Genomic DNA, 21,552 nt, shown 5'->3' with positions numbered 1-21,552 from the left:
ACGTTGAGTATACATTGACTGGCTACACTTCCGGCCCTCACGGAAGCGGCTACACGTTTACCATCGATATTGCAGACGACTTTGACCATGACGGCCTAATGAATGCCGTGGAGGTCATCATGACCACCGATCCTTGGAATCCCGACACTGACGGCGATGGACTTTTGGACGGGTGGGAGGTGGCCTACGGCGTTGATCCTAAGAGTGCCGTGGGTGATAACGGCGCGGATGGTGACCCCGACCGGGATAATCTTACCAATCTACAAGAGCAGGGGTATAAAACTCACCCGAATAATTTTGATACAGATGGTGACCTGTTTGAGGACGATTGGGAAATCGCTCAAGGGCTTCCTTTTGATCCTCTTAAGCTGAATGACAAGTTCGCGGATACGGACGGCGACGGGTTGACAGACTTTGATGAGACCATTTTTGGCACAAATCCAAAGCATGCTGATACCGATGGAGATGGAACAGGAGATGGAGACGAAGTTGCTCAGAATGGGCAGCCCAACAGCCCATCAGATGGTGGTCAACCTCCCTCAATACCCTCGTCGTCGCCAGGGGGGGGGAAGCCGTTGCCAAACGACGGAGACCTGTTCGAGTTAGAACTTGTTGTGGGAGATCCAAGCGGCAGCCATTCCGAAAGATATGATTTAGTTGTTACAGAAGTGCCTAGTGGTAGGAAACTTCTGACGCACAGAGCACCAAACTATGGTGTTGTTGAGACTCGAGTGTACTCGCAGTTTAGAGTTGGTCAGGCTTACAAGTTTGAGATTAGACATCGCGGGACGGACCCCAAGGCGGACTTGCCATCTCCCGACTTTGATGGGACTTCTCGAGTATCAGTTGCCAATACGGAATGGGCGCTTAGAGACCTGGGTTATGTAATGTTTGATTCCATTTCAGCCGACGCCGGTGGAATTTCTCAGGAAACGAAAATCCTATCGGATTGGTCTGATGAGGAAGACTTCAAAGCGAAGTTTGAAAAGAGCTATGCATTGTTAACGCCCGTACGAATTGAGCGCCTTGCCCGCAACCCTGTAAATGGGCAAACCTACGCAGTTGGAGGCTTAGTGACGGAGTCTCAACCTACGCCCGAAGTGGATTTGGAAATCAGCAGTGCAGAAATCGCCTCTAATGGGGAGTTGCAAATCGAGTTTGCCTGTGCCGTCACGGATCCTCTGGTCGGCATAACAGGGGCCGACGAATCTCAGGTTGCACGGATATTCCTCAACGGAACTCTTCTAGAAGCGGTAAACTTGACTTCTCCTTCAGGGACGACTCATAGTGTTTGGTCTCCCAATCCCAATCGGTTTGAATTCAGCCGTAGCGTTAGCGTCCCCATGGCACGGCTCGGTCCTCATGTGTTGAGAGTTCAATCAAGCAGTAATGCAGCAGGAAATATCGGATGGGATCAGGTAACCGTTTTTGCTGGAAGAGGCGATTTGCAATTCAGTCAAACTTCAATTCCATCGGCGGAGCAAGATGTTTCTTCAATTGCTGGGTATGTAGAAATCACGGCTTCTTTTCAGAATGCCCCATCCCCATCGAATGATGACACAGTTAATATTTCAAGGAGTGGATTCACACTCGCTGCTAAAGAGGCTCCGGATTCAAAAAACTCTGGAGAGTTTCATGGATCTTCGCTCGATGGACAGGTGTCTTTTTCATTCGAATCCATCCCAACGTTTAACGCCTTTGCAGTTGATTCGTTTCGTGCGAATGTTTGGTTGGTGGATTCGACCGGTTCAGCATATATGGCTGGCGGAGTTTGGTCCGAAACGAGCAATGACTCTAAAGTCTTCAAGATGGCTTCTGGCAGGTACATGGAGGACAATTCTGGCTCCTCGGAACTTGCTGTTACGTCAATACAAAATGGGGGGAAGTCAAAAAATGGAGCATTCGAACCGTTTGTGGTGCGTTACACAATCCCTGAAATTTTGGCAGATCAATTAGGGAATGAAGATGGGAAATTGCGGGCACGAATCAATTCGCAATTGCACGACATCGTCAGAGATGACCAGTTTGCTGACGACGTTCCTCCCCCCGGAATGACTCATTTCTACATTTCATCAAGCGGAAAGCCTAGATTGTTCGCTGCAGTGAAAGAACTCTCGGATACTCTTCTCCCAAATGATGCTTGGGCGATCGAAGAAATCAGCGCTGCGCTTCAACTGAGAGATGAGACAGTTTTTGAAAGTGTTGTGTCCATTGTTACAGACCTCGATGCTCCCACTGATGCGGCCTCTCGTGCCGCGCAGTCTGTAGAAGATAGTGTTTACGATCTAAAAGAGATTCTGATGTGGTTGGAGATTATCGATGAAATTGCAGGTGGCGATGTCATGCGGCATCTGTCGATTTATCAAGATCTCGGCCCTGGAAAGTTTAAAATTGAGGTTGTAGATCTATGGGATGCATTCAATTGGTCGGGCTATAATTTCAAGAACAATTGGACGGAAACAGGGGCGTTGACTATTCAGATTGACGACGATTTCTCTACGGAGCTCCAGGCTGCTCAAACATTGGCTAACGCAATTCTCGAAGTGAAAGCGAAAGCTTGGAGGTACGACTATCAGACAATTGACTATGACGGAACGCTGATTGAGAGTTACTACGCGATTTTCAATCGCTGGGCGGAGGCTATGGATTTGGCGGCTACGGCGGCTGAAATAGGTCTATCCCTCATCGCGGAGCCTGCAGATTGGGTGCTTACTTTGCCTCACCTTGTTGAAGGGTTTGAAGACGGTGAGTATAAGCAAGCATCTTTACAAGCTGCATTGATGCTTATGCCAGTTGTTAGCTCAAGATTGATAAAACTTGAGAAAGGGCTGAAGATCTCTGGGAAATTCGGGACTGTCGAGATTCCAAAAGAAGTTTGTGAGGCATTTGCAGCTGCCCGTGTCGCTGCACGCACCGCCGGTAGTGCAGCGGCGCAGAGGGTTGTGTTCATGCAGCATTTAGCACCACTCATTCAGAATGGGACTATTGACGGTGTGTTTCTAGATAAACTAGTGGATTCCGGATTGCTTTTTGTGAGCAATTCTTCTAGCAGAGCATATTTAAGATCGGTTCTTAACGTTGCAGATGGAGCTTCCAATGTTGCGCATCACGACCTGCCTATCGCCAAAGAATTTCTGAGAAATTTCCTGCGAGCTGGTCTTGATCCGAACTCGAAAGAATTCGGCAGGATTGTTGATAAACGCATCCACGACTCTTGGCACAACGGCAAAGACATCGCTCGCGGCGGATGTTTTAATCAAGTTTGGCGAGATTTCTTTCGACAATTTCCGGAAGCAACTGAATCGCAAATCCGATCGAAATTGGATGAAATTAGATCGGGAACGGGATACACTTTCGTAACTAAAGACGGCAGCACTAGAACTTTCAATTTCGCAACGCCATGAACTTTTATGTGATGGAATACCTAAATAATAGCCCATGCGGGAAATTTGTCTCAATGAAGAGGGGCAATGTCTACCGGGCTGGAAAAGTCATGGGGGATTACCTTCCAGGGGCGGGCCAAATTGATGTCTACTATCGAGCGAGGGCTTGGCCAGATCACCTTTACTGTTTGGAGGGAACCATTTGGAGTGACCGTCTCGTGAGGGGGTTCCTGGCGTCAGGCCTGAAAGGAATCCATCACTTCCCCCTAGAATTGAGGGCTGTGGATCACAAGGGTCTTTCAGCTCTGCCAGATCCGTGTTACCGATGGGTGCTTCCGGAAATGGGGGTGCCCGCGATTCCTTCGATGAGTGACTTGGTCACTCCGTGCCCTATTGAACCGGAAACGGGTTTTTATGATTTGTCAGTGGGGGGGGGGCTCAGAAGATGGAAGTTCGATTTCAGTGACTGGGATGGGCAAGACCTGTTGTACTTTTCCACGACTAGATCAAGGACTCTGTTGTGCAGTGAGCGATTCAAGAATCTTGTGGAGAAATCGAAGTTCACAAATTTCCGATTCGTAGCAGAGGACGGTGAAGGGATAGGTACTTATTTGTTCTAGATCCACCATGTGCAGAAAATGCAATTAGACAGGCTAGAATAGCTGAAGTACAAATAGACAGGCTATTTGTAAAAGAGATAAGTTGACGATTTAGGCTGGGCCTGTCAGTATTGGGACATGGCTTCGCCTCGATATTTTGCCGATCCGCTGGTTCCGGTCGCGTTTTACCACTGCATTTCTCGGGTGGTGGAGAGGCGGTTGGCGTTTGGGCCGGAGGAGAAGGAGCAGTTTGTGCGCTTGATGCGGGCCTATGAGGGGTTCTGCCAGGTGCGGGTGTTGTCCTATTGTGTGATGTCCAACCACTTCCACATCATGGTGGAAGTCAGGAAGCGGCCTGAAGGGGCGGTGTATTCGGATGCATGGCTGCTCAAGCAGGCGGCGTTGATCTATTCCCAACCGGCGGTGCGGATGCTCAAGGAGACGCTGGAAACCTTTCGCAGCCAGGGGCATGACAGGGCGGCGGAGGAACTCAAGGAAAAATACCTGGGCCGGATGTGGGATGTGAGCCAGTTCATGAAGGAGCTCAAACAGCGCTTCAGCTTGTGGTTCAACAAGAGGGAGAATCGCAAGGGGACCCTCTGGGAGGAGCGCTTCACCAGTGTACTGCTGGAAGGGGAGCTGGCGACGCTCTCGGTGATGAGTGCGTACATTGATCTTAACCCGGTGCGGGCGGGACTGGTGCAGGATCCCAAAGACTATCGGTGGTGCAGCTATGCGGAGGCGGTGGCGGGGGGACGCAAAGCGTTGTCAGCCTTGTACACGATCACCAATGAGCATCGGCTGCATGAGCAGAATCAGACAGGAGGGTCACAACGGATCCCGATTGCGGATCGAGTGCTTTCCGGCTACCGGGTATGGCTCTTTGGCCAGGGGGAGGAGGTTCGAGACGGTCACGGTCCGGACAGCCAGGTGCTGCGCAAGGGGATCAAGCGCGAGCTGGTGGAGCAGGTACTCACGGAAGACGGCAAGCTGACCCTCGCGGAGACGCTGCGTCATCGGGTGACGTACTTCACGCTAGGTGTGGCCTTGGGAAGCCGGGGGTTTGTGGATGAATTCTTTGAGTCGCGGCGGGAGCAGTTTGATGCCCGCCGCCAACGAGGTGCCCGCCCCATGAAGGGCGGGAGTTTTGCCGGAATGTTTGCCTTTCGAGCGCCGAGAGTCGGGGTGGTGTGAGGGCGATAAGGGGTGCTGCGAAGCAGGGGGGCTGGTGCATACGGAAATAGGGCCCAAGGAGTTTGCGTATAGCCAGTCTTTGCGCATTTCCGTGCCAGAGATGCGACTGGGAAGAATGTGGCATCGTCTGCTTTTAGAAATCTTGCTCCGGTTATTACCTCAATATCAGCAATTCTTGCCGTTTCAGACCCATTGCAGGCAATTGCGGATGAAACAGGCATATCGAAAACTGACCTTCAAGGTATTGTTGAAGGCTATCGGAGAAATGAGGCTCTTCGTAGAATAGCGTGGGATTTCTTGGGGTTTCGAGGCGCGATCAGCCGTGGAAAACGTTCGGACACAGGCAAGTACAACTCAAACGATCAAAGATGCGCCCAGTCTGGCTCCTGTTGCGCTCCGCACCGCACCAGCACTCTCTGCAAAACCCGACGCAAGCCTGCAATTATCGGGTTTCACAAAGAATGCTGGCCTTCCAGTCCCACATAAAATCCCACGGGAACTCTCGAAGACCCAGAAATGAGCTGAGTTGGGGGGGGCGCCGCCATTGAATGGCCAGGAGTGTCACATTCTGAGCGATGGTAACCCGATCTTTATTGGGATGTCGTGGAAGCTTTATGAAGTGGAAGGTCCGTTCAATCGAATTAAAGCTGTCATTGAGGCTTCGGTCGAAGATATCTTGTTGACATCAACGGCAGGTGTGGTGGAACTTGTTGTGGAATTTAAACATAGGGGCAGTTCTGTGAGAACTAGAGTCCGCCTTCCCGAGAAAGTTCAGGGGCTCAATGGAGCCCTGTATGATTCGTATAAAGAAGGTGATTTTATGCCCTCCGGACTGATTGGTGGTGGATTTACGCTCTGACAACGCTATCATATGAACGCAGTAAATCTACTCCTTGAGGATTCTCGCGAACAGCGGACATATCGCACCTCGTCAGTGTATCGTAGATGGTTGAGGGACTATCAAAGCAGCTTCGAGGAAGCATTTCCGGATCAAGATTGGCAAGACAGTATGCGCCTGCTGTCTGAAGATGAGCCTGGAAAGTACAATCCTTTAGATGGGCCAACCTATGACATTTCGGTGAAGCACATGGTGCGTTGGGGGTGCGGAGACGCTTCGATTCTTGAGAAGCGTTGGAATATCGTATTGCCAGAGTGGTTCCTCCTCTTCTACTCGAAGGTCGAGACGGCAGTGCTTACTTGGCGAAATATGTTCTATCTCCTTCATCCGCAGAGCATTATTCTCGTCGAAGAGGAGCATCGCGATTGGCACGACAATAAAAGCGCGGCAGTGAGGTTAATTAGGTTCGCTGAGGTGTGGGGTGCAGGTGACTATTTGGCTCTTCGGCAGAGCACAAAGGACCAGAAATGGCGTGTTATGTATGTGTCTCATGAGGAATCGACAGCCTATTTTCAAGACGCTCAGATGGACGGAGGCGAAGATGATGAGGATCTCGATGCATGGATGAGACGGATGATTGAGACTGATGGCTATCCGGCATTGAAAGGAAATGAAGAGTTCGAAAAACCACTGCTTAGACGCATAGGCTAGTTGAAATTTGCGAGCATCGTTCGAGCCACTAATGCGGAAATTGCTGCGCTGCTTGCGAATAATTTTGAGTGCAACAAGACAGGCTAGAATGGCACCGACTTTAGGGTGGTTTGGGACAAGTTTGCGCGACGCGCTAGTTTACTTTCAACGGGTTCGATGTATTACTTTAAATGCGTCCATCCACCCCTTTCTTTCCAGGCGTCCACCGCATCCTCTTTGGCCGCGCCCCCTCCCGTCGCAACTCCGCGCTCAGCCAGTCCAGGTCCAAGGTTGACGCCCTTTGTCTTCGCCAGTTGGGCGTTCTCCTGGGCGGCTGGCTCCCAGACTTGATCGCCTCCTTCAAATCAAAGGAGGCTTGAGTGTAGCCTGTCTTTTCGCATTGCCGAGTTGGAATAGTCGAGAATTACAGTAAGAGATTGAACGATATGCTGAACAATCTTAGATGCCCGTTGGTGATACTAGGTGCGATTTGCGTTTTAATCGGACCACTGCAGGGAGTGGTTATTGACACTCCCGCAAGCGCTTCAGCTGGAGTCATAAGATCAGCGCTTGAATATTACGCCAAATATAATGGCGGCGAAATCGCGGATTCGTGGGATGATTTTAAGGGAAGGTTTTTTAGTCGAGATGCCTTAGAGATGAAAGTGAGAGGATCCCTTCCGGATCGCTACACTCTATTCGGTCTAAATGGGCCGAAAGATGAAGAAAAGGGGCTCGTTGTTTGTGTTTCAAACAATAGCATAAGAGAAGATAGAAGTGATGAGGATGGCCGATATGTGATATGGTTCAAGAATAGCAGGTTCTCACTTGAATGGAGGACAGAGCAGAGCATTGAAGAGATTTTCAATCGTGCGCAACAACAGCTTCCACATTCTGGCATGTGGATTCAACCGAACACCAGGCATGCCTCAGAAATGCAAACGAACCCCGGATCTTTGATCTTGGATCACAAGGGTAACGTTGCTGGTCAAATTGTGTCTGGTGCAGTTTCAAATTCCAGCCACCAGAATGCGAAACAAGAAGATCTGACTGGAGCGGGACGACTACCTCCTGTCGCAATCTCGGAACCTGCTTCAAAAATTAGTATCAAAGAAGTTGTCAATCGTCGGCATCGCGCAATTTTGTTTTGGTCTGCGTTTTCGGTCGCTGGTGCATTCTTAGCATGGAAAACCTATCGTAAGCGCAAAGAGATGAGCTAGTGCATCGTCCGATTAATGTGTGTGCACTCAGTTTTGGAAATATACAAATATACTTCTCTGCATGAAGTACAAATAGACAGGCTAGAATGGCAGCAGGATTGTTGATAAACGCATCCACGACTCTTGGCACAACGGCAAAGACATCGCTCGCGGCGGATGTTTTAATCAAGTTTGGCGAGATTTCTTTCGACAATTTCCGGAAGCAACTGAATCGCAAATCCGATCGAAATTGGATGAAATTAGATCGGGAACGGGATACACTTTCGTAACTAAAGACGGCAGCACTAGAACTTTCAATTTCGCAACGCCATGAACTTTTATGTGATGGAATACCTAAATAATAGCCCATGCGGGAAATTTGTCTCAATGAAGAGGGGCAATGTCTACCGGGCTGGAAAAGTCATGGGGGATTACCTTCCAGGGGCGGGCCAAATTGATGTCTACTATCGAGCGAGGGCTTGGCCAGATCACCTTTACTGTTTGGAGGGAACCATTTGGAGTGACCGTCTCGTGAGGGGGTTCCTGGCGTCAGGCCTGAAAGGAATCCATCACTTCCCCCTAGAATTGAGGGCTGTGGATCACAAGGGTCTTTCAGCTCTGCCAGATCCGTGTTACCGATGGGTGCTTCCGGAAATGGGGGTGCCCGCGATTCCTTCGATGAGTGACTTGGTCACTCCGTGCCCTATTGAACCGGAAACGGGTTTTTATGATTTGTCAGTGGGGGGGGGGGCTCAGAAGATGGAAGTTCGATTTCAGTGACTGGGATGGGCAAGACCTGTTGTACTTTTCCACGACTAGATCAAGGACTCTGTTGTGCAGTGAGCGATTCAAGAATCTTGTGGAGAAATCGAAGTTCACAAATTTCCGATTCGTAGCAGAGGACGGTGAAGGGATAGGTACTTATTTGTTCTAGATCCACCATGTGCAGAAAATGCAATTAGACAGGCTAGAATAGCTGAAGTACAAATAGACAGGCTATTTGTAAAAGAGATAAGTTGACGATTTAGGCTGGGCCTGTCAGTATTGGGACATGGCTTCGCCTCGATATTTTGCCGATCCGATGGTTCCGGTTGCCTATTACCACTGCATTTCTCGGGTGGTCGAGAGGCGGTTGGCGTTTGGGCCGGAGGAGAAGGAGCAGTTTGTCCGGCTCATGCGCGCCTATGAGGGGTTCTGTCAGGTGCGGGTGTTGTCCTATTGCGTGATGTCCAACCACTTCCACATCATGGTGGAAGTCAGGAAGCGTCCGGAGGCGGAAAAGTTCTCGGATGAATGGCTGCTCAAGCAGGCGGCGTTGATCTATTCCCAACCGGCGGTGCGGATGCTCAAGGAGACGCTGGAAACCTTTCGCAGCCAGGGGCATGACACGGCGGCCGAGGAGCTCAAGGAGAGATATCTGGGGCGGATGTGGGATGTGAGCCAGTTCATGAAGGAGCTCAAACAGCGCTTCAGCTTGTGGTTCAACAAGAGGGAGAATCGCAAGGGGACCCTCTGGGAGGGGAGTACGAAGAGACAGGCTATTACGAGAGAAGGAAGTTGACTGCGCAGTCTTTTAATGCGATGGGGACCTCATGGCCTCGCCTCGATATTTTGCCGATCAGATGGTTCCGGTTGCGTACTACCACTGCATATCCAGGGTGGTGGAGAGGCGGCTGGCGTTCGGGCCGGAGGAGAAGGAGCAGTTTGTGCGGTTGATGCGGGCCTATGAGGGCTTTTGCCAGGTGCGGGTGTTGTCCTACTGCGTGATGTCCAACCACTTCCACATCATGGTGGAGGTCCGGAAGCGACCGGAGGCGGAAAAGTTCTCGGATGCATGGCTGCTCAAGCAGGCGGCACTGATCTATTCCAAGCCGGCGGTGCGGCTGCTCAAGGAGACGCTGGAAACCTTTCGCAGCCAGGGGCATGACGCGGCGGCCGAGGAACTCAAGGAGAGATACCTGGGGCGGATGTGGGATGTGAGCCAGTTCATGAAGGAGCTCAAACAGCGCTTCAGCCTGTGGTTCAACAAGAGGGAGAATCGCAAGGGCACTCTCTGGGAGGAGCGGTTCACCAGTGTGCTGCTGGAAGGTGAGCTCGCTACGCTCTCGGTGATGAGTGCCTACATTGACCTCAACCCGGTGCGGGCCGGACTGGTGCAGGACCCCAAGGACTACCGGTGGTGCAGCTATGCGGAGGCGGTGGCGGGGGGGCGCAAGGCGTTGTCAGCCTTGTACACGATCACCAATGAGCATCGGCTGCATGAGCAGAATCAGACGGGAGGGTCACAACGGATCCCGAGTGCGGATCGAGTGCTTTCCGGCTACCGGGTATGGCTCTTTGGCCAGGGGGAGGAGGTTCGGGACGGTCACGGTTCCGACAGCCAGGTGCTGCGCAAGGGGATCAAGCGCGAGGTGGTGGAGCAGGTGCGCGAGGAAGACGGCAAGCTGACGCTCGCGGAGACGCTGCGTCATCGGGTGACGTACTTCACGCTAGGTGTGGCCTTGGGAAGCCGGGGGTTTGTGGATGAGTTCTTTGAGGCGCGCCGTGAACAATTTGATGCCCGCCGCCAACGAGGTGCCCGCCCCATGAAGGGCGGAAGTTTTGCCGGAATGTTTGCCTTTCGAGCGCCGAGAGTCGGGGTGGTGTGAGGGCAATCAGGGGTGCCGCAAAGCAGGGTGGCTGGTGCATGCGGGAATAGGGGGCCAAGGAGCATTGAGACCCTGGAGAATCTCCGTGGACTCGTATCCAGGAAGAGTGCTGATTTGCTGCCCGGAACGCGGTTTGCGTATAGCCTGTCGTTACAGATTGCAGCTTCGCACTTCTGGATGTGGGTGAGAGTTTTTGCGGTGCTGAGGCTTTAAACGTTCCGCATTCCCCAAGAAGCTGTTTTCTAGTCTGCGGCAGACTTTGAATCTGACGTCTGCGATGGGCCGTGTATCCCGGTTGCATCAGGCCTGAGTGCGGCCTTAGACAATACAATGTAGACGCAATGATTCAGGATTAACTCGCAATCAATCCTTTCCTAGTTGGTTTCGGCGATGCACCCTAACGAGGGTCGCTGTCCATGAAATCGAATTAGGTCACCTGCAATTCCATGGGCTTTTGATCCCGATTTTTCTCCCGCTCGTATGAGCAGCCTCGGTTGAGGTTGTGCTGAGAGAGAGGGATACGACCGCTGCTTTCGTCGTACTGGCATCATCTCAAGTTGGGAGTTGTGCAGACAGCCTGCGCCAGTGTTCCCACCATCAATCTTCTAGTTTCTATGATTAACTCTTTCGAAAATATGCCACAGTCTAAAGGGGGCCGCCGCCAGGCCGGCATGGCGTTGGTGTTGGTGCTGGTCATTGTCACGCTGCTGATGGGGCTTGTGCTGGCGATGTTGTCCATGGGCTCGTCAGAATCCAGGGCGTCGGCTGGCTTCAGCCAGATTGCCCAGGTGCGCCAGCTCACAGACATGCCGGTCAGTATCGTCATGGGCCAGATCAGGCAGGCCACGACGGAGTTGGGCATGGCCAAGACCTGGGCGTCCCAGCCGGGAATGATCCGTGTCTTCGGGAACCAGGCGGGCTCCATCCCTGGACGGTCCGATCTGCAATCTGTGTGGCGGTTGTATTCGGCAGAGAAAATGGTTCAAGCGGGTGACACCTTCGATGCTCTTAAAGAGGTCGAGAGTCTGGCTCAGTGGAGGGAACTGCCTGCCCAGTTCGTTGATCTCAATGAGCCGGTGGCTAAACTCAGCGGGAGCGGGACGGTGGAATACCGCTACCCCATCGTCGATCACAGCTTGCTGGGCGGAGAGGGGGAGCCGGCCGTCGGCAAGATGGATGGCTTTAGCCTTTCCGCGTCTGCGTCAGTGCCGGGGGCGACTCCGCAGCAGCCCCTTCCCATGCCGGTGCGCTGGCTCTATGTGCTGCAGGACGGGCGCATCGTGGTGCCCACCGGAGGAGAGGGGGGCAAGGCGGTCTTCAATGCCGCGGAAGTTACGGCCAGCAATCCCATAGTCAGCCGGATTGCGTTTTGGACTGATGATGAAAGCTGCAAGGTCAACATCAACACGGCGGGCGAAGGGACGGGTTGGAATTTGCCGCGTACATCAAGCTGGTCGGATCGGAATTTTGCCTACTTCCCTCCTGCGCAAAATGAGTTTCAGAGATATCCCGGACATCCAGCCATGACGAGTCTTGGGGTGGTTCTCCAGGCGTTTGACGAGTCTTATGAGTATCAGTATCCCCAGGTCATCGCTTCCGGGATGGTGGCCAACAAGGAGAGCTACACAGCATGGCTGGGGAAGCTCTACGCTTTGACTCCCAGACTTCAGCTTGGCGCCCCCGGCGAGGGCTCCCGTGGGGGCACGGAGGAGCCTAAATCTGCGACAGGCATTCCGTTTAAGCGCGAGAGACTCTTCAGCACGGTGGATGAATTCTTCTACGGATCAACGCTCGACAGTCAGGGGATGAGGCTGCCCAATGCAGCCGGGGGCCTTATTGACAGTGGTGAGCTGGAGGCCAGTCGTTTCTTCCTCACAGCCCACAGCCGTGCCCCGGAGGTCAATCTCTACAACCGCCCGCGCATCTCCCTGTGGCCTGTGCAGGCGGACAAGGCCAAGCGCACGGCCAAAGACAAGCTGCTCAACTTTTGCGCCACCACTGCTGGCCTCCCAGGTGGCTTCCAGAGAGCGTCCACCTGGGAGAATAACTCGACCAAGCAAGGGTCGTCCCAAAGTCAGACGGCAGACTTTCAGATTGCCCGGAACCAGGAACTGCTCAGCTATCTGCAACGACTGACCAAGAAAGCTGCGCCGGGATTTGGCAGTGACACGTTTGATGACAAGTATGGGAGCCTGAACCGCAACCAGATCTTGTTGAACATGTTCGACTTCATCCGGTGGGGGGTGAATGGCCACAATCCTTACGAAACACCCAAATACCACTACCTGCCGCCCCGGGCCTACACGAAGCTTAATCCTGAGTGGATGGCTGAATCGACAGCGGTGCCATTGACTGCGAGCGGCACCCCGACCGAGCCGTATGCGCTCAAGCTGAAGTCATTCGGCCACTATCCCTCAGTGGTAGAGGCGGCAGTCGTCTTCATGGCGACTCAAGTGGAGATGGCGTCTGCCAACAAACCTAAAGATGTGGAAGCTCCCACCAACGTGTCCGACAAGACCACGAAGATGCAGGCGTTTTTGATCCTACAGCCCTTCATCCCCGCCGTGGGTATGCCGCCGAGAAATCCCAATGTGCGCTATCGGGTGTTGGGGCTGGAGAACTGGAAGGTAAACGGCATCTCTCTGGGCTTTGGTGCGCAGCTTGTCAACCGCACTTGGGTGGCATCTGGTGCTACGGGCGACGCCGGGTCTGCCACGGCTTACACTTCGTTAAACTCGCACTTCTACAAGGCTCGTACTGGAAATGCCGAAAAAATGATGAAGGCCGTTGCCCCTGGCGGGGTGGATGCCGATGAAACAGACTCATTCCCATTTGTCAGCTTGGAGGTGGACGTCTCTGCCGGCAAGACCTTCCTATTTGAGGGAGGGGACCTGACCATTGAGATTCATACGGGTTCAGGCCCTGCTGGGAAATTTGGTGACGAAACATTGGTTCAGACCTTCCACCTGGATTTCCCTACAGCCGGACCCTGGCCGGTGCCCACGGTTCGAGTGGATTCCGCAATGAGCTCCAATGCCAACTGGGCCACCGCCGTTAATCGCATGAATCTGCAGGCCCGTTTGAATACCAAGAATATCCTCAACAACATCATCTGCTACGGAGACACGGTGCGTTCGGTCGTTTCCGGCTCGTCCAGCCCGATTCAAGGAGACTACCGCCTGCTTTGTGCCCTCAAGGAGGTGCCCAAGGAGTACTTCGCCCCTCATGAGGACTACAACAGCCCCATTGAGGAAGCACAATCCCTCCGGCATGCAGGGTCAACTTACGCCGGACACTATGGTCGCAGTCACCAGGTGCCCTATCTGACAACGAACCAGGGCAGGCAGCATGTGTGGAAAATGGCCGGCTATGAAATTGGTCCGGACAAGGCTGTGCTGAAGTCCTATGGTTTGCTGCGCGATGTAAAGTACTGGGAAGACTGCCAGCCTGCGGTTCCCAGAAAGCTGAATGGGGCCTACAATACCGACGGGCGTCCGGGGGACTGGGATACGGGCACTGGAAGAATCGAAGACGGGCCCTATATCAACAAGATTGATGACGCCGGAGTCACTGGAAATACAACAAAGGAGGACGATGGATACTTCTCCAGAATTGGTTTCACCGAGGAGACAACGGGCCGTTTCTACTCTCCCAACCGGCAGATCTGTTCCGCGGTGGCGTTTGGCTCGCTTCCGTCCGTGATCCATGCCGATCCTCTTGACGGCATCCCAGCCCCCGCGCCCTGGCAGACGCTGCTTTTCTGCCCGAATCCGCCTTCTCGCGAGACTCCCTCTCTTGAGGAGCCGAAGCCTGGGGACCATTTTGGATTCCGCCCTCCGCATGACCACCTCCTACTCGACTTTTTCTGGATGCCAGTGGTGGAGCCTTATGCGATCAGCGAGCCAGGATCCACGGCGGGCAAGATCAATCTGAACAGCCAGATCATGCCCTTCTCCTATATTGAGAGAAACACCGGCATTCATGCCGTGTTGCGCAGCTCGCGGATCTCAGCCCTCCCCGCTGACCTGGCCTGGGCCAAGGATGCCCTGGCAGGAGATGACGATCCCACGAAGGGGGAGGGGTGTTACAAGTCACGGGACAAATGGTTGAACTATGAAACTGTTTACGGCGTCAACGCAGCGGAGACGATGAAAGGCATCCGAAACCGCTTTTTGAAGGGGGACATCTTTCGGAGCGCGTCGGAGATTTGCGAGATCTTCCTTGTGCCCCAGCCTTTTGCGGGCCGCACCTATTACACCCATCCTGGCGGTCTGCCCAGTTCTTCACCCACGTACGAGTCCATGGTCTCCTGGTGGAATGGTGATCTGGGCACCCAAAAAGACGGCTATGAGCTGACGGGGGACAATGTACGCGAATCGCCCTACAACCATCTTTACCCCCGACTGACCACCAAGTCGAACACCTACACTGTGCACTACCGGGTGCAGACATTGAAGAAAGCCCGTTCCAGCTCTGCCGCCACCTGGGATGAAGCGGTGGATTTTGTTTCAGCAGAACAAAGAGGCTCTGTGCTTCTGGAGCGGTATCTTGACCCTAATAACGAGAAGCTGCCAGACTTCATCAAGAATGACTTTCCCGAAGATGCGCTGGATGATCACTATGGTTTCCGCGTTATTTCCAAGAGGACCTTTGCTCCCTGAGCGGGCGCGCGCGGGGCACGTTTTTGCCGGATCACCCGTAGATTCAGTTCGCGTGCAGGGTGAAGGACTCCGGGGCTCAAGCATCTGCTGACGGCCCCATGAATTCCCTCCACCGAGGATCCCCCTGTTTAACAGAAGATTCCGTAAGTGGCAATCCAGATGGGGCCAGGGGTGCAAGGTGGGCGGACAGGGCCTCGTCTCCGGCTGTTGGTGAAGCGTCCGACGCCAATGGCACCGATTATGGCGTCAGGTTGCGTGAGTACACCACGCGAAAGCGCACTTCATCATCGGCCGCATTGGCGGTGCCTCGATTCGTGACGTAACGCTCCAGCATGACCTGCTGACGCTGTTCTGCGGTGACCGTCAGTTGGCCGCTGGAGGTTTGTTTCATCGCCTGGCCCACGGTATAGACGGTGAACACACCTCCACGGGAGGTGATGAGGCTGCCAATCTCGCGCACAAGACTCTCACTGGCCTCGCCTTCATCGGCCACGCCCTTCACCTCGCAGATCTCCCACGGGATGTCATAGGCATTCGCGTCCGTGGCCACGGGTGCCGCCTTCCACGGGAAGCCATAGCTTTTGCCGAAGCTTTTGCCGAGCCGGTTGTTCAGCGGGGAGAGTTCACGCCGGTAAATGTTGCCCGCGATCTCCGTCGCCTTTTCCAAGGTCATGCCATTGGCCCCGGTGAGCAGCGCCACCAGGGCCTGGGACCGGGTGAGGTTCTCAAACGGCAGCGTGCGGGAGTTCACATTCACGCGGCCTCCCACGGAGGTGCCATGTGGCTTGTAGAGTCCGCCATTGGAGGTGGTGCCGGTGTTGGCCACGCTGAACAGATCCAGAAGCGCCCAGTCCGGCAGGGAAGGATTGGCAGTCGTGTAGTTGTTCACCTGAAGACGCAGGGTGCGCCAGGGGATGCTGCCCGTGGCCGCGTTGTTGCCCGTGTGCACATAGCCCAGCTCGGCCACCGAGCCGAGGCGGCCGTTGTCACCATCTGGTCCGTTGGTTCCTCGCCCCTTTGGAGGCGGCATGTAGAAGCTGGCATCTGAGATCTTCCCACCGGCGTCCACGTCCTGTTGCGGGCGCACGTTCAGTGGATTCGCCCCCACCGTGGATCGGGAGTTCGGGGCGCCGAAGGTGTTGCCGTTGTTCTTGTTCGGTTTCCAGTCGCTGGTATGCACGCTGGCCCGGGGATCATCACACTCATGGGAGACCATGTTGGCCGGGGTGGTGGTGCCAGGATCGCCCATGTCGCAGCGGATGGTGCCATGCTCCGGAGTGATGACGATGCGCGGTGCATGAGGCCCAGTCATGAACCCTTCCGCGTCCGACTTCCAGAGATACATGGCCAACCGCCAGGGGCAATACTTGCGGACGGACCATGGGGCATCGCGGTAGAGCACCTTGTTCACCACCAGCCGCTGGCCAGGCATGAGCTTCGTCTGCCCGCCTTCAATGTCTTCTTTGAAGATGCGGACTGTGATGGAGCGACCCTTGGTACTGGTCACTCTGCCACCGGGTCCGGGGAGATACTGCGTGAAGGTGCTGTCTGAGGCAGTGATGTCAGGGTTACTGAAATGCCAGCCATAGGACGAGTTTGGCGTGGGCTCTGCGTCCTTGTCTGGCACCAGGTCCACGCCGTCGTCCACGCCATAGTTGGGTGGGAGAAAGACCTCAAACCGATAGTGCAACGGGTAAAGATTCTTCGGCTTGCCCTGGGTATCCCGTGGCCAGCCTGAGGGCACCGGATTGGGAACCGGCACTGGGTCATTCTTCATGTACATGCCCACTTCAGTGATGTAAGGTGCCCGACTGATGCCCAGAAAGGTATTGGAGCCAGCGTAGCCATAGGAAGGATGGGTGGTAAGCTCACCCGCCGGGTTCGGGCCAAAACGCATGGGCGCGAACACGTCCATGGCAGACTCCTTCGCGCGCACATAGTCGATGATGTTCACCGCCAGTTGGGAAAGCTGCGCGTCCGAGTCACTGGCAGCGCCGGGGTAGTACTTGTCCTTAAAACTGACCCCGGGGGATATCGGCCATTCGCGGGAGCTGATGTAGCGCATCAGATCACGGACCACGCCGTCGAGCTTGTTGGGCAGCAGCACATTGGAGCCCGCACCCGCATAGTCAGGCTGGCCGGCGGCAAGGTGATCGTAGTTTCCCGGATCCAATTGCTCCTTGGTGAGGCCCAGCGTCTCGGGATCATCCCGGAGGATGTCGAGAAACTTCCGCGCATATGTGCCGTCGGCATTCTTGGGCACCAGTGCAGGATTGGTGGTGAGCATGATCCGCTCCTCGCCAAAGAAGGTGGTGTCAGGGTCCTGATTGTAGTGGGTCAGCTCAAACTTGTTGTGCGAAAGCAGGCTGGAGATGCCGGGTGCCATTTCTTCGATTCTCCGGGCGTCGGTGAAAGAGTTGAACGGCCGGGTGGCGGCCTCCTGATGCAGGGCATCTGCTGCCGCCTCGTCGAGGCGCGCGCCATCCGGTTGCATCAAACTGGTGAGATTGATGCGGCTCGGATGGGATGCCGGATGTTGATTGGCACGCGCGGGCGGAGTGCCAGACGGGGTGCGCTTCCAGGCCAGGTTGCAGTTGATCTTGCTGCTCTCGTCATCCACCCAGTAGGCGAAGCGCCCCACGATGGGGCGGGCGCTGTCACGGAGGTCCGGCTCCTCTGCTGTGTCATAGGAGAGGCCGCCTCCCTTTACATCTTCCCGCACATAGATCCACCGCAGCTTCAATGGCACCGGCTTGCCCGTTGCAGGGTCCTTGATATCGGTGATGAGCCGTGATCCGGGCTTCGGGTCTGATAGGATCTGAACATTCAGGTTGGCTGGCTCGAAGACGGGCGAGGTGGGTGCAGTTGTCTGGGGCGTGCCGCTGGAGAGTTCCACCTTCCGGCGAATCTCTTTCTGGCTGGCTGGGAGCGCATCCGGCACCAGCAGTGCACCGGGCTGGCTGATCCAGTTCCTCTTGCGAAGGGCAAACTGCTCCTCGGTTTCACCCTCCTGACGAGGCGCGTCCACCGTCTCCTTCTGCAAGAGGGCCACGGTGCGACTCACGCCCTCCCTGGCCAACAGGGCGGCCCGTGATCGCTCCATGTGATGGGCAGACACGCTGCGCTCAATGCGGGAGGTGTCCAGAAACGCCACCACCATGACCGTGAGCAGGGCGATGATCAGCAGTGTGATGATGAGGGCAGCTCCCCTTGGGCGGGAAGCGCGGATGGGAAGGCAAGACTTCATCGGGAGTGCAGCATCTGGATTTCCGTGGTGTAGGTGCGCAGCCCCGGGAGCAGCGCCGCGAGCGTGGGCGAACTTTCCGCCGCTGACTGAATGCGCTGGAGGAAGGTGGCTGCGTCCCTGACGGCAGGATCGGCCGCGATGGCGCGCACCTCGTCGGCCGCCTGCGCCAGTTCAAACTCATGACCTGAGTCCACCTGGGCCAGGGACACTCTCACTGTGGCGGGCAGGTAACGCTTCTCTGTGTAGCTGAGCCTGCCTTCGGGCTGGAAGCGGCAGTCATAGCCCTGGCGGGAGTCATAGGTGCGGGGCAGTGCCTGACCGTCGAGCCCGTAGCACTGCACCCAGAATCCGGGCACAAGATCCGCAAAGAGCCCCCGATAGCCTCCGGCCTTGTCATCCGGGGCCGCGTTTCGCGATACAATCCCGGCGTCCAGCCAGGCATCGGGGTTGCTGTCATAGACTCTGAAATCTGGGTTCTTCGAAACAACGCCATCCTGGCGTGCCGACGGCGGAATGAAGAGACGGCATAGCATGGGGCGGCCGTCTGTCCATTTGATGAAATAACCCACCACGGCGATCTCTCCAAAGGTGGTCTCCATGGCCTGGGGTGTCTGCCAGAAGAGCGAGTCGGACCAGGCACACCCTGCAGGCAAACGGGCCGCCGGAGGACTGGCAAGGAATTGCAGATTGCCCTGCCCCCGTGGGTCTGTGCCCTCCACGGGAAGCAGGGCTCCTTGCAACTCCGATGCCAGGAAATCTGCCAATGCCCGGGAGCTGCCGCGGCGTTCCGCATTGCCCTCCCCGCGAGTCCAGGCTCGGCTCACCTCCGTGAGCGAGCTGCCGAGCAGGGCTACGATGAGGGCCAGCACGCTGATGGAAACCAGGAGCTCCACCAGGGTGAAAGCCCGCCTCGCGCTGCTGGCGCGATGATCAGTATCGGGCGATGCTTGCATAGAGACGCTGTTGGCCGGTTGACTGGGCGCTGGTCGATCCGCTTCCGCTCGTCACGGGCCAGGAACAGGCCATCTCCACACGGACGAGGTTGCAGGCGCCGGTGGTGGGATTTTTGGTATCCTCGCAGGGGCGTTGTGTGACCAGGCATCGGTAGGCGGCACTCAACTCATTTGGGTCACTGGCGTCGGCGAGCAGCATGCCTTGGGAGTCAAAGTAGAAGACAGGACCGGCATCTGGCATGGCGCTGTCTCCCTCTGCGGAGGCCGAGGCAGACCCGACGCTCTTGAGCAACTCATCAAAAGGCTGCTTGGAAAGCCGGGCCACGATCTGTGAGGACATGGCTGTCAGGGCCGTGTCCCGTGCAGAATCCCGCTCCGCAGAAAGGGAGACTCCCAACACTCCGATGAGGGACATGAGGGCCACGGAGCAGATTCCTATGGCGAGGACCACCTCAGCCAGGCTGAAGCCGGAAGAAAGGCGCTTAATCGGTTTCATGGTTCGAGTTGTGGACGACTGATCTTTGGCAGGCCGGTGGCCCCCAGGATGGCGATGTCAAAAAAGTTGTCTGGCCTGCCGTCAACACCGGGCCTGCCGTATTGCACGGTGCCGCTCACTACATGCCCTTCCACCAGGCGGATTTGGGAGGGCACTGAGGCATCCAGCAAACCGCCCCCGGCAGTGAAGATGCGCGCGGCCATGGCGTTGTTGCCCTGAACTCCCTCCCCCTGGTACCGCACGGGAGGCGCCGCCTGCCCTTGCTCTTCGCTCAAGAAGGGGAACGGTTCGGGCGAGTGAAGAAGGAAGGTGCTATCAGCGGTGTTGGACGCATCCACCACCACGCCTTCCGGCAGCATTTCCCAGTTGCCTTTTTGGACCCAGCCCTGGCCTTCCTTGTAGTAGATGATGGCAAAGGCCCGGTAAGCCTGGGGCTGGTTTGGGCTGGTAAGCAGCACCAGGGCTGCCAGCGTGTTGTGGGACATGGCAGTCTGGCGGGCCGCCCCTACGAGTCCCGCCACTTGTTTGCCTCCTGCGGTAAGTCGCGCGGCCCCTGTGCTCTGCACCGCCGGCACCACCAGCGTCAGCAGGATCGTCATCACGGCCAGTACGAGCAGCAGTTCGATCAACGTGAAGCCGGCCAATCGAGCATGGGTGCGTGGGAACGTCGGTGGCGTTTTCATGACGTGGGGGCATGGTTTTCCCAACAGTTCGACGCAGAGCGACTGATCTCAGGCTCTGCGGCGGGATCGGCGAAGATGCAGCCCGACGATGCCAAGCAGCAGCAAGACTGCCCTTGAGGGCTCGGGTGCCAGGCTGGTCACTGAAAGCCCGTCGATGTAAGTCAGATCGTAGAGATCGGATATTTCAACATCGGTCAGCGCACGGTTCCAGAGGCCAACCTCATCCATGAAGCCGTCCCAGTAGCGGCCGCTGTTGTCGCGATAAGTGCCGAGATTGATCGCTGGAGAGTAGAGCGAGCTCTCCGTCATGGTGGAGGTGGTGCCAACCAGTTCGCCGTTGAGGTACAGCTTCTTCGTGATCGTAGTGCCGTCAGACGAGAATGTCTCCAGCACCTGCTGCCAGGCCCCTTCGTTGGTCGTCGTGTCATAGTAGGCCGCATTTGATACATCGTAGTTGGTCTTCCCGGGGGTGTAGGCGGTGCCCACATAGGACCCGTTCGACGAGGCCAGATCCCCGCGGATGCCAAATGATAAATCATAGTCCACGTCGCCCTCATAGAGGAAAAGCCGGTCTGTGGGGGCGCTTTCAGGCTGCAGGTAGTACCAAGCGCTGATGGTAAAGCTGTAGGCCAGAGGTTGTGGTGCCGGATCTGCCGCCAGCTTGCCATATCCCAGTCCGATCTGGAGCCAGTCCTTTTCCGACCGGTTGAAGTAGCCGGCGTTCCCGGCCACCCCGGCGATCGCACCATAGTGCCCAGTCAGGGTGTTGGAGGTCACGCCTGAGTTGGTCACCACCACATTCTTGCCAGAAGTGTCCACCGGAGCACTGCCCTCGAAATCGAGATAAAAGCTCAGTCCGTCCAGCAGGGAGACAGAGCCAAGAGCGGGCTGGACCAGGCCAGCCAGCATTCCTGTAGCGCACAATAGGGACAGCAGGTTTTTCATCGCGGTCGGAGGCTAA

Annotated in this window: 13 protein-coding genes and 1 pseudogene; 9 read left to right on the top strand and 5 right to left on the bottom strand. The window is 55.6% G+C overall.

The genetic code is table 11. The features are described from left to right. The first annotated feature begins 14 nt into the window (after window positions 1–14). The 9 genes and pseudogenes from VSP_RS42795 to vccA all read left to right on the top strand — a co-directional run bounded on the left by VSP_RS42795 (window position 15) and on the right by vccA (window position 15,212). Window positions 15–3,404 carry a hypothetical protein gene (locus VSP_RS42795; protein ID WP_198141264.1) on the top strand — a complete coding sequence of 1,130 codons (3,390 nt, stop codon included), beginning with the start codon at window positions 15–17 and terminating at the stop codon, window positions 3,402–3,404. Between the two features lie 716 nt (window positions 3,405–4,120). Further along, a complete protein-coding gene (locus VSP_RS38115) occupies window positions 4,121–5,176 on the top strand; it encodes a transposase (RefSeq protein WP_053332406.1) in 1,056 nt (351 codons plus the stop codon). A 598-nt stretch (window positions 5,177–5,774) separates the two neighbouring features. Next, on the top strand, window positions 5,775–6,035 hold the full coding sequence (locus VSP_RS42790; RefSeq protein WP_156346628.1) for a hypothetical protein: 261 nt from the start codon (window positions 5,775–5,777) through the stop codon (window positions 6,033–6,035). A gap of 12 nt (window positions 6,036–6,047) precedes the next feature. Further along, on the top strand, window positions 6,048–6,725 hold the full coding sequence (locus VSP_RS30220; protein ID WP_009965439.1) for an SMI1/KNR4 family protein: 678 nt from the start codon (window positions 6,048–6,050) through the stop codon (window positions 6,723–6,725). 170 nt (window positions 6,726–6,895) lie between these two features. Continuing rightward, complete coding sequence (locus tag VSP_RS43285) at window positions 6,896–7,084, top strand: hypothetical protein (protein WP_009965438.1); 189 nt, start codon at window positions 6,896–6,898, stop codon at window positions 7,082–7,084. A 66-nt stretch (window positions 7,085–7,150) separates the two neighbouring features. Continuing rightward, window positions 7,151–7,924, top strand: coding sequence for a hypothetical protein (locus tag VSP_RS42785; RefSeq protein ID WP_156346629.1), 774 nt, complete (start codon window positions 7,151–7,153; stop codon window positions 7,922–7,924). Window positions 7,925–8,954: 1,030 nt separating this feature from the next. Next, window positions 8,955–9,422: pseudogene (locus tag VSP_RS30205) on the top strand (transposase); the annotation flags it as partial. Window positions 9,423–9,495: 73 nt separating this feature from the next. Then, entirely contained in the window at window positions 9,496–10,551 is a 1,056-nt protein-coding gene (locus VSP_RS38110; protein WP_009965435.1) for a transposase, read from the top strand. 635 nt (window positions 10,552–11,186) lie between these two features. Continuing rightward, entirely contained in the window at window positions 11,187–15,212 is a 4,026-nt protein-coding gene (gene vccA / locus VSP_RS30195) for a Verru_Chthon cassette protein A (protein WP_009965434.1), read from the top strand. Between the two features lie 238 nt (window positions 15,213–15,450). On the opposite strand, the gene VSP_RS30190 is transcribed toward vccA, so the two are convergent. Genes VSP_RS30190 through VSP_RS30170 form a run of 5 tightly spaced genes read right to left on the bottom strand, consistent with a single transcriptional unit; the run spans window position 15,451 to window position 21,536 of the window. Further along, window positions 15,451–18,459, bottom strand: coding sequence for a hypothetical protein (locus VSP_RS30190; protein ID WP_009965433.1), 3,009 nt, complete (start codon window positions 18,457–18,459; stop codon window positions 15,451–15,453). Further along, entirely contained in the window at window positions 18,456–19,412 is a 957-nt protein-coding gene (locus VSP_RS30185) for a PulJ/GspJ family protein (RefSeq protein ID WP_081452815.1), read from the bottom strand. The genes VSP_RS30190 and VSP_RS30185 overlap by 4 nt, the downstream gene beginning before the upstream one ends. Continuing rightward, the gene (gene vccB, locus VSP_RS30180; RefSeq protein ID WP_009965430.1) at window positions 19,390–19,908 is read right to left on the bottom strand and encodes a Verru_Chthon cassette protein B; all 519 of its coding nucleotides are present in this window, start codon (window positions 19,906–19,908) and stop codon (window positions 19,390–19,392) included. Before vccB ends, VSP_RS30185 begins: the two co-directional genes overlap by 23 nt. Further along, window positions 19,905–20,591, bottom strand: a complete 687-nt coding sequence (locus tag VSP_RS30175) for a prepilin-type N-terminal cleavage/methylation domain-containing protein (protein ID WP_081452814.1) — start codon at window positions 20,589–20,591, stop codon at window positions 19,905–19,907. The genes vccB and VSP_RS30175 overlap by 4 nt, the downstream gene beginning before the upstream one ends. 48 nt (window positions 20,592–20,639) lie before the next feature. Then, on the bottom strand, window positions 20,640–21,536 hold the full coding sequence (locus VSP_RS30170; RefSeq protein WP_081452813.1) for a LamG domain-containing protein: 897 nt from the start codon (window positions 21,534–21,536) through the stop codon (window positions 20,640–20,642). Between the last annotated feature and the right edge of the window lie 16 nt (window positions 21,537–21,552).

The sequence above is a fragment of the Verrucomicrobium spinosum DSM 4136 = JCM 18804 genome, from assembly GCF_000172155.1.
In the GTDB taxonomy this organism is placed as follows: Bacteria; Verrucomicrobiota; Verrucomicrobiia; order Verrucomicrobiales; family Verrucomicrobiaceae; genus Verrucomicrobium; species Verrucomicrobium spinosum.
This window is presented reverse-complemented; position numbering and strand designations above follow the sequence as displayed.

Excerpts from the sequence above, each read along its gene's own strand:
- VSP_RS38115 (WP_053332406.1), top strand. The coding sequence starts at position 4,121 with ATGGCTTCGCCTCGATATTTTGCCGATCCGCTGGTTCCGGTCGCGTTT.
- VSP_RS42790 (WP_156346628.1), top strand. The coding sequence starts at position 5,775 with ATGTCGTGGAAGCTTTATGAAGTGGAAGGTCCGTTCAATCGAATTAAA.
- VSP_RS30220 (WP_009965439.1), top strand. The coding sequence starts at position 6,048 with ATGAACGCAGTAAATCTACTCCTTGAGGATTCTCGCGAACAGCGGACA.
- VSP_RS43285 (WP_009965438.1), top strand. The coding sequence starts at position 6,896 with ATGCGTCCATCCACCCCTTTCTTTCCAGGCGTCCACCGCATCCTCTTT.
- VSP_RS42785 (WP_156346629.1), top strand. The coding sequence starts at position 7,151 with ATGCTGAACAATCTTAGATGCCCGTTGGTGATACTAGGTGCGATTTGC.
- VSP_RS38110 (WP_009965435.1), top strand. The coding sequence starts at position 9,496 with ATGGCCTCGCCTCGATATTTTGCCGATCAGATGGTTCCGGTTGCGTAC.
- vccA (WP_009965434.1), top strand. The coding sequence starts at position 11,187 with ATGCCACAGTCTAAAGGGGGCCGCCGCCAGGCCGGCATGGCGTTGGTG.
- VSP_RS30190 (WP_009965433.1), bottom strand. The coding sequence starts at position 18,459 with ATGAAGTCTTGCCTTCCCATCCGCGCTTCCCGCCCAAGGGGAGCTGCC.
- VSP_RS30185 (WP_081452815.1), bottom strand. The coding sequence starts at position 19,412 with ATGCAAGCATCGCCCGATACTGATCATCGCGCCAGCAGCGCGAGGCGG.
- vccB (WP_009965430.1), bottom strand. The coding sequence starts at position 19,908 with ATGAAACCGATTAAGCGCCTTTCTTCCGGCTTCAGCCTGGCTGAGGTG.
- VSP_RS30175 (WP_081452814.1), bottom strand. The coding sequence starts at position 20,591 with ATGAAAACGCCACCGACGTTCCCACGCACCCATGCTCGATTGGCCGGC.
- VSP_RS30170 (WP_081452813.1), bottom strand. The coding sequence starts at position 21,536 with ATGAAAAACCTGCTGTCCCTATTGTGCGCTACAGGAATGCTGGCTGGC.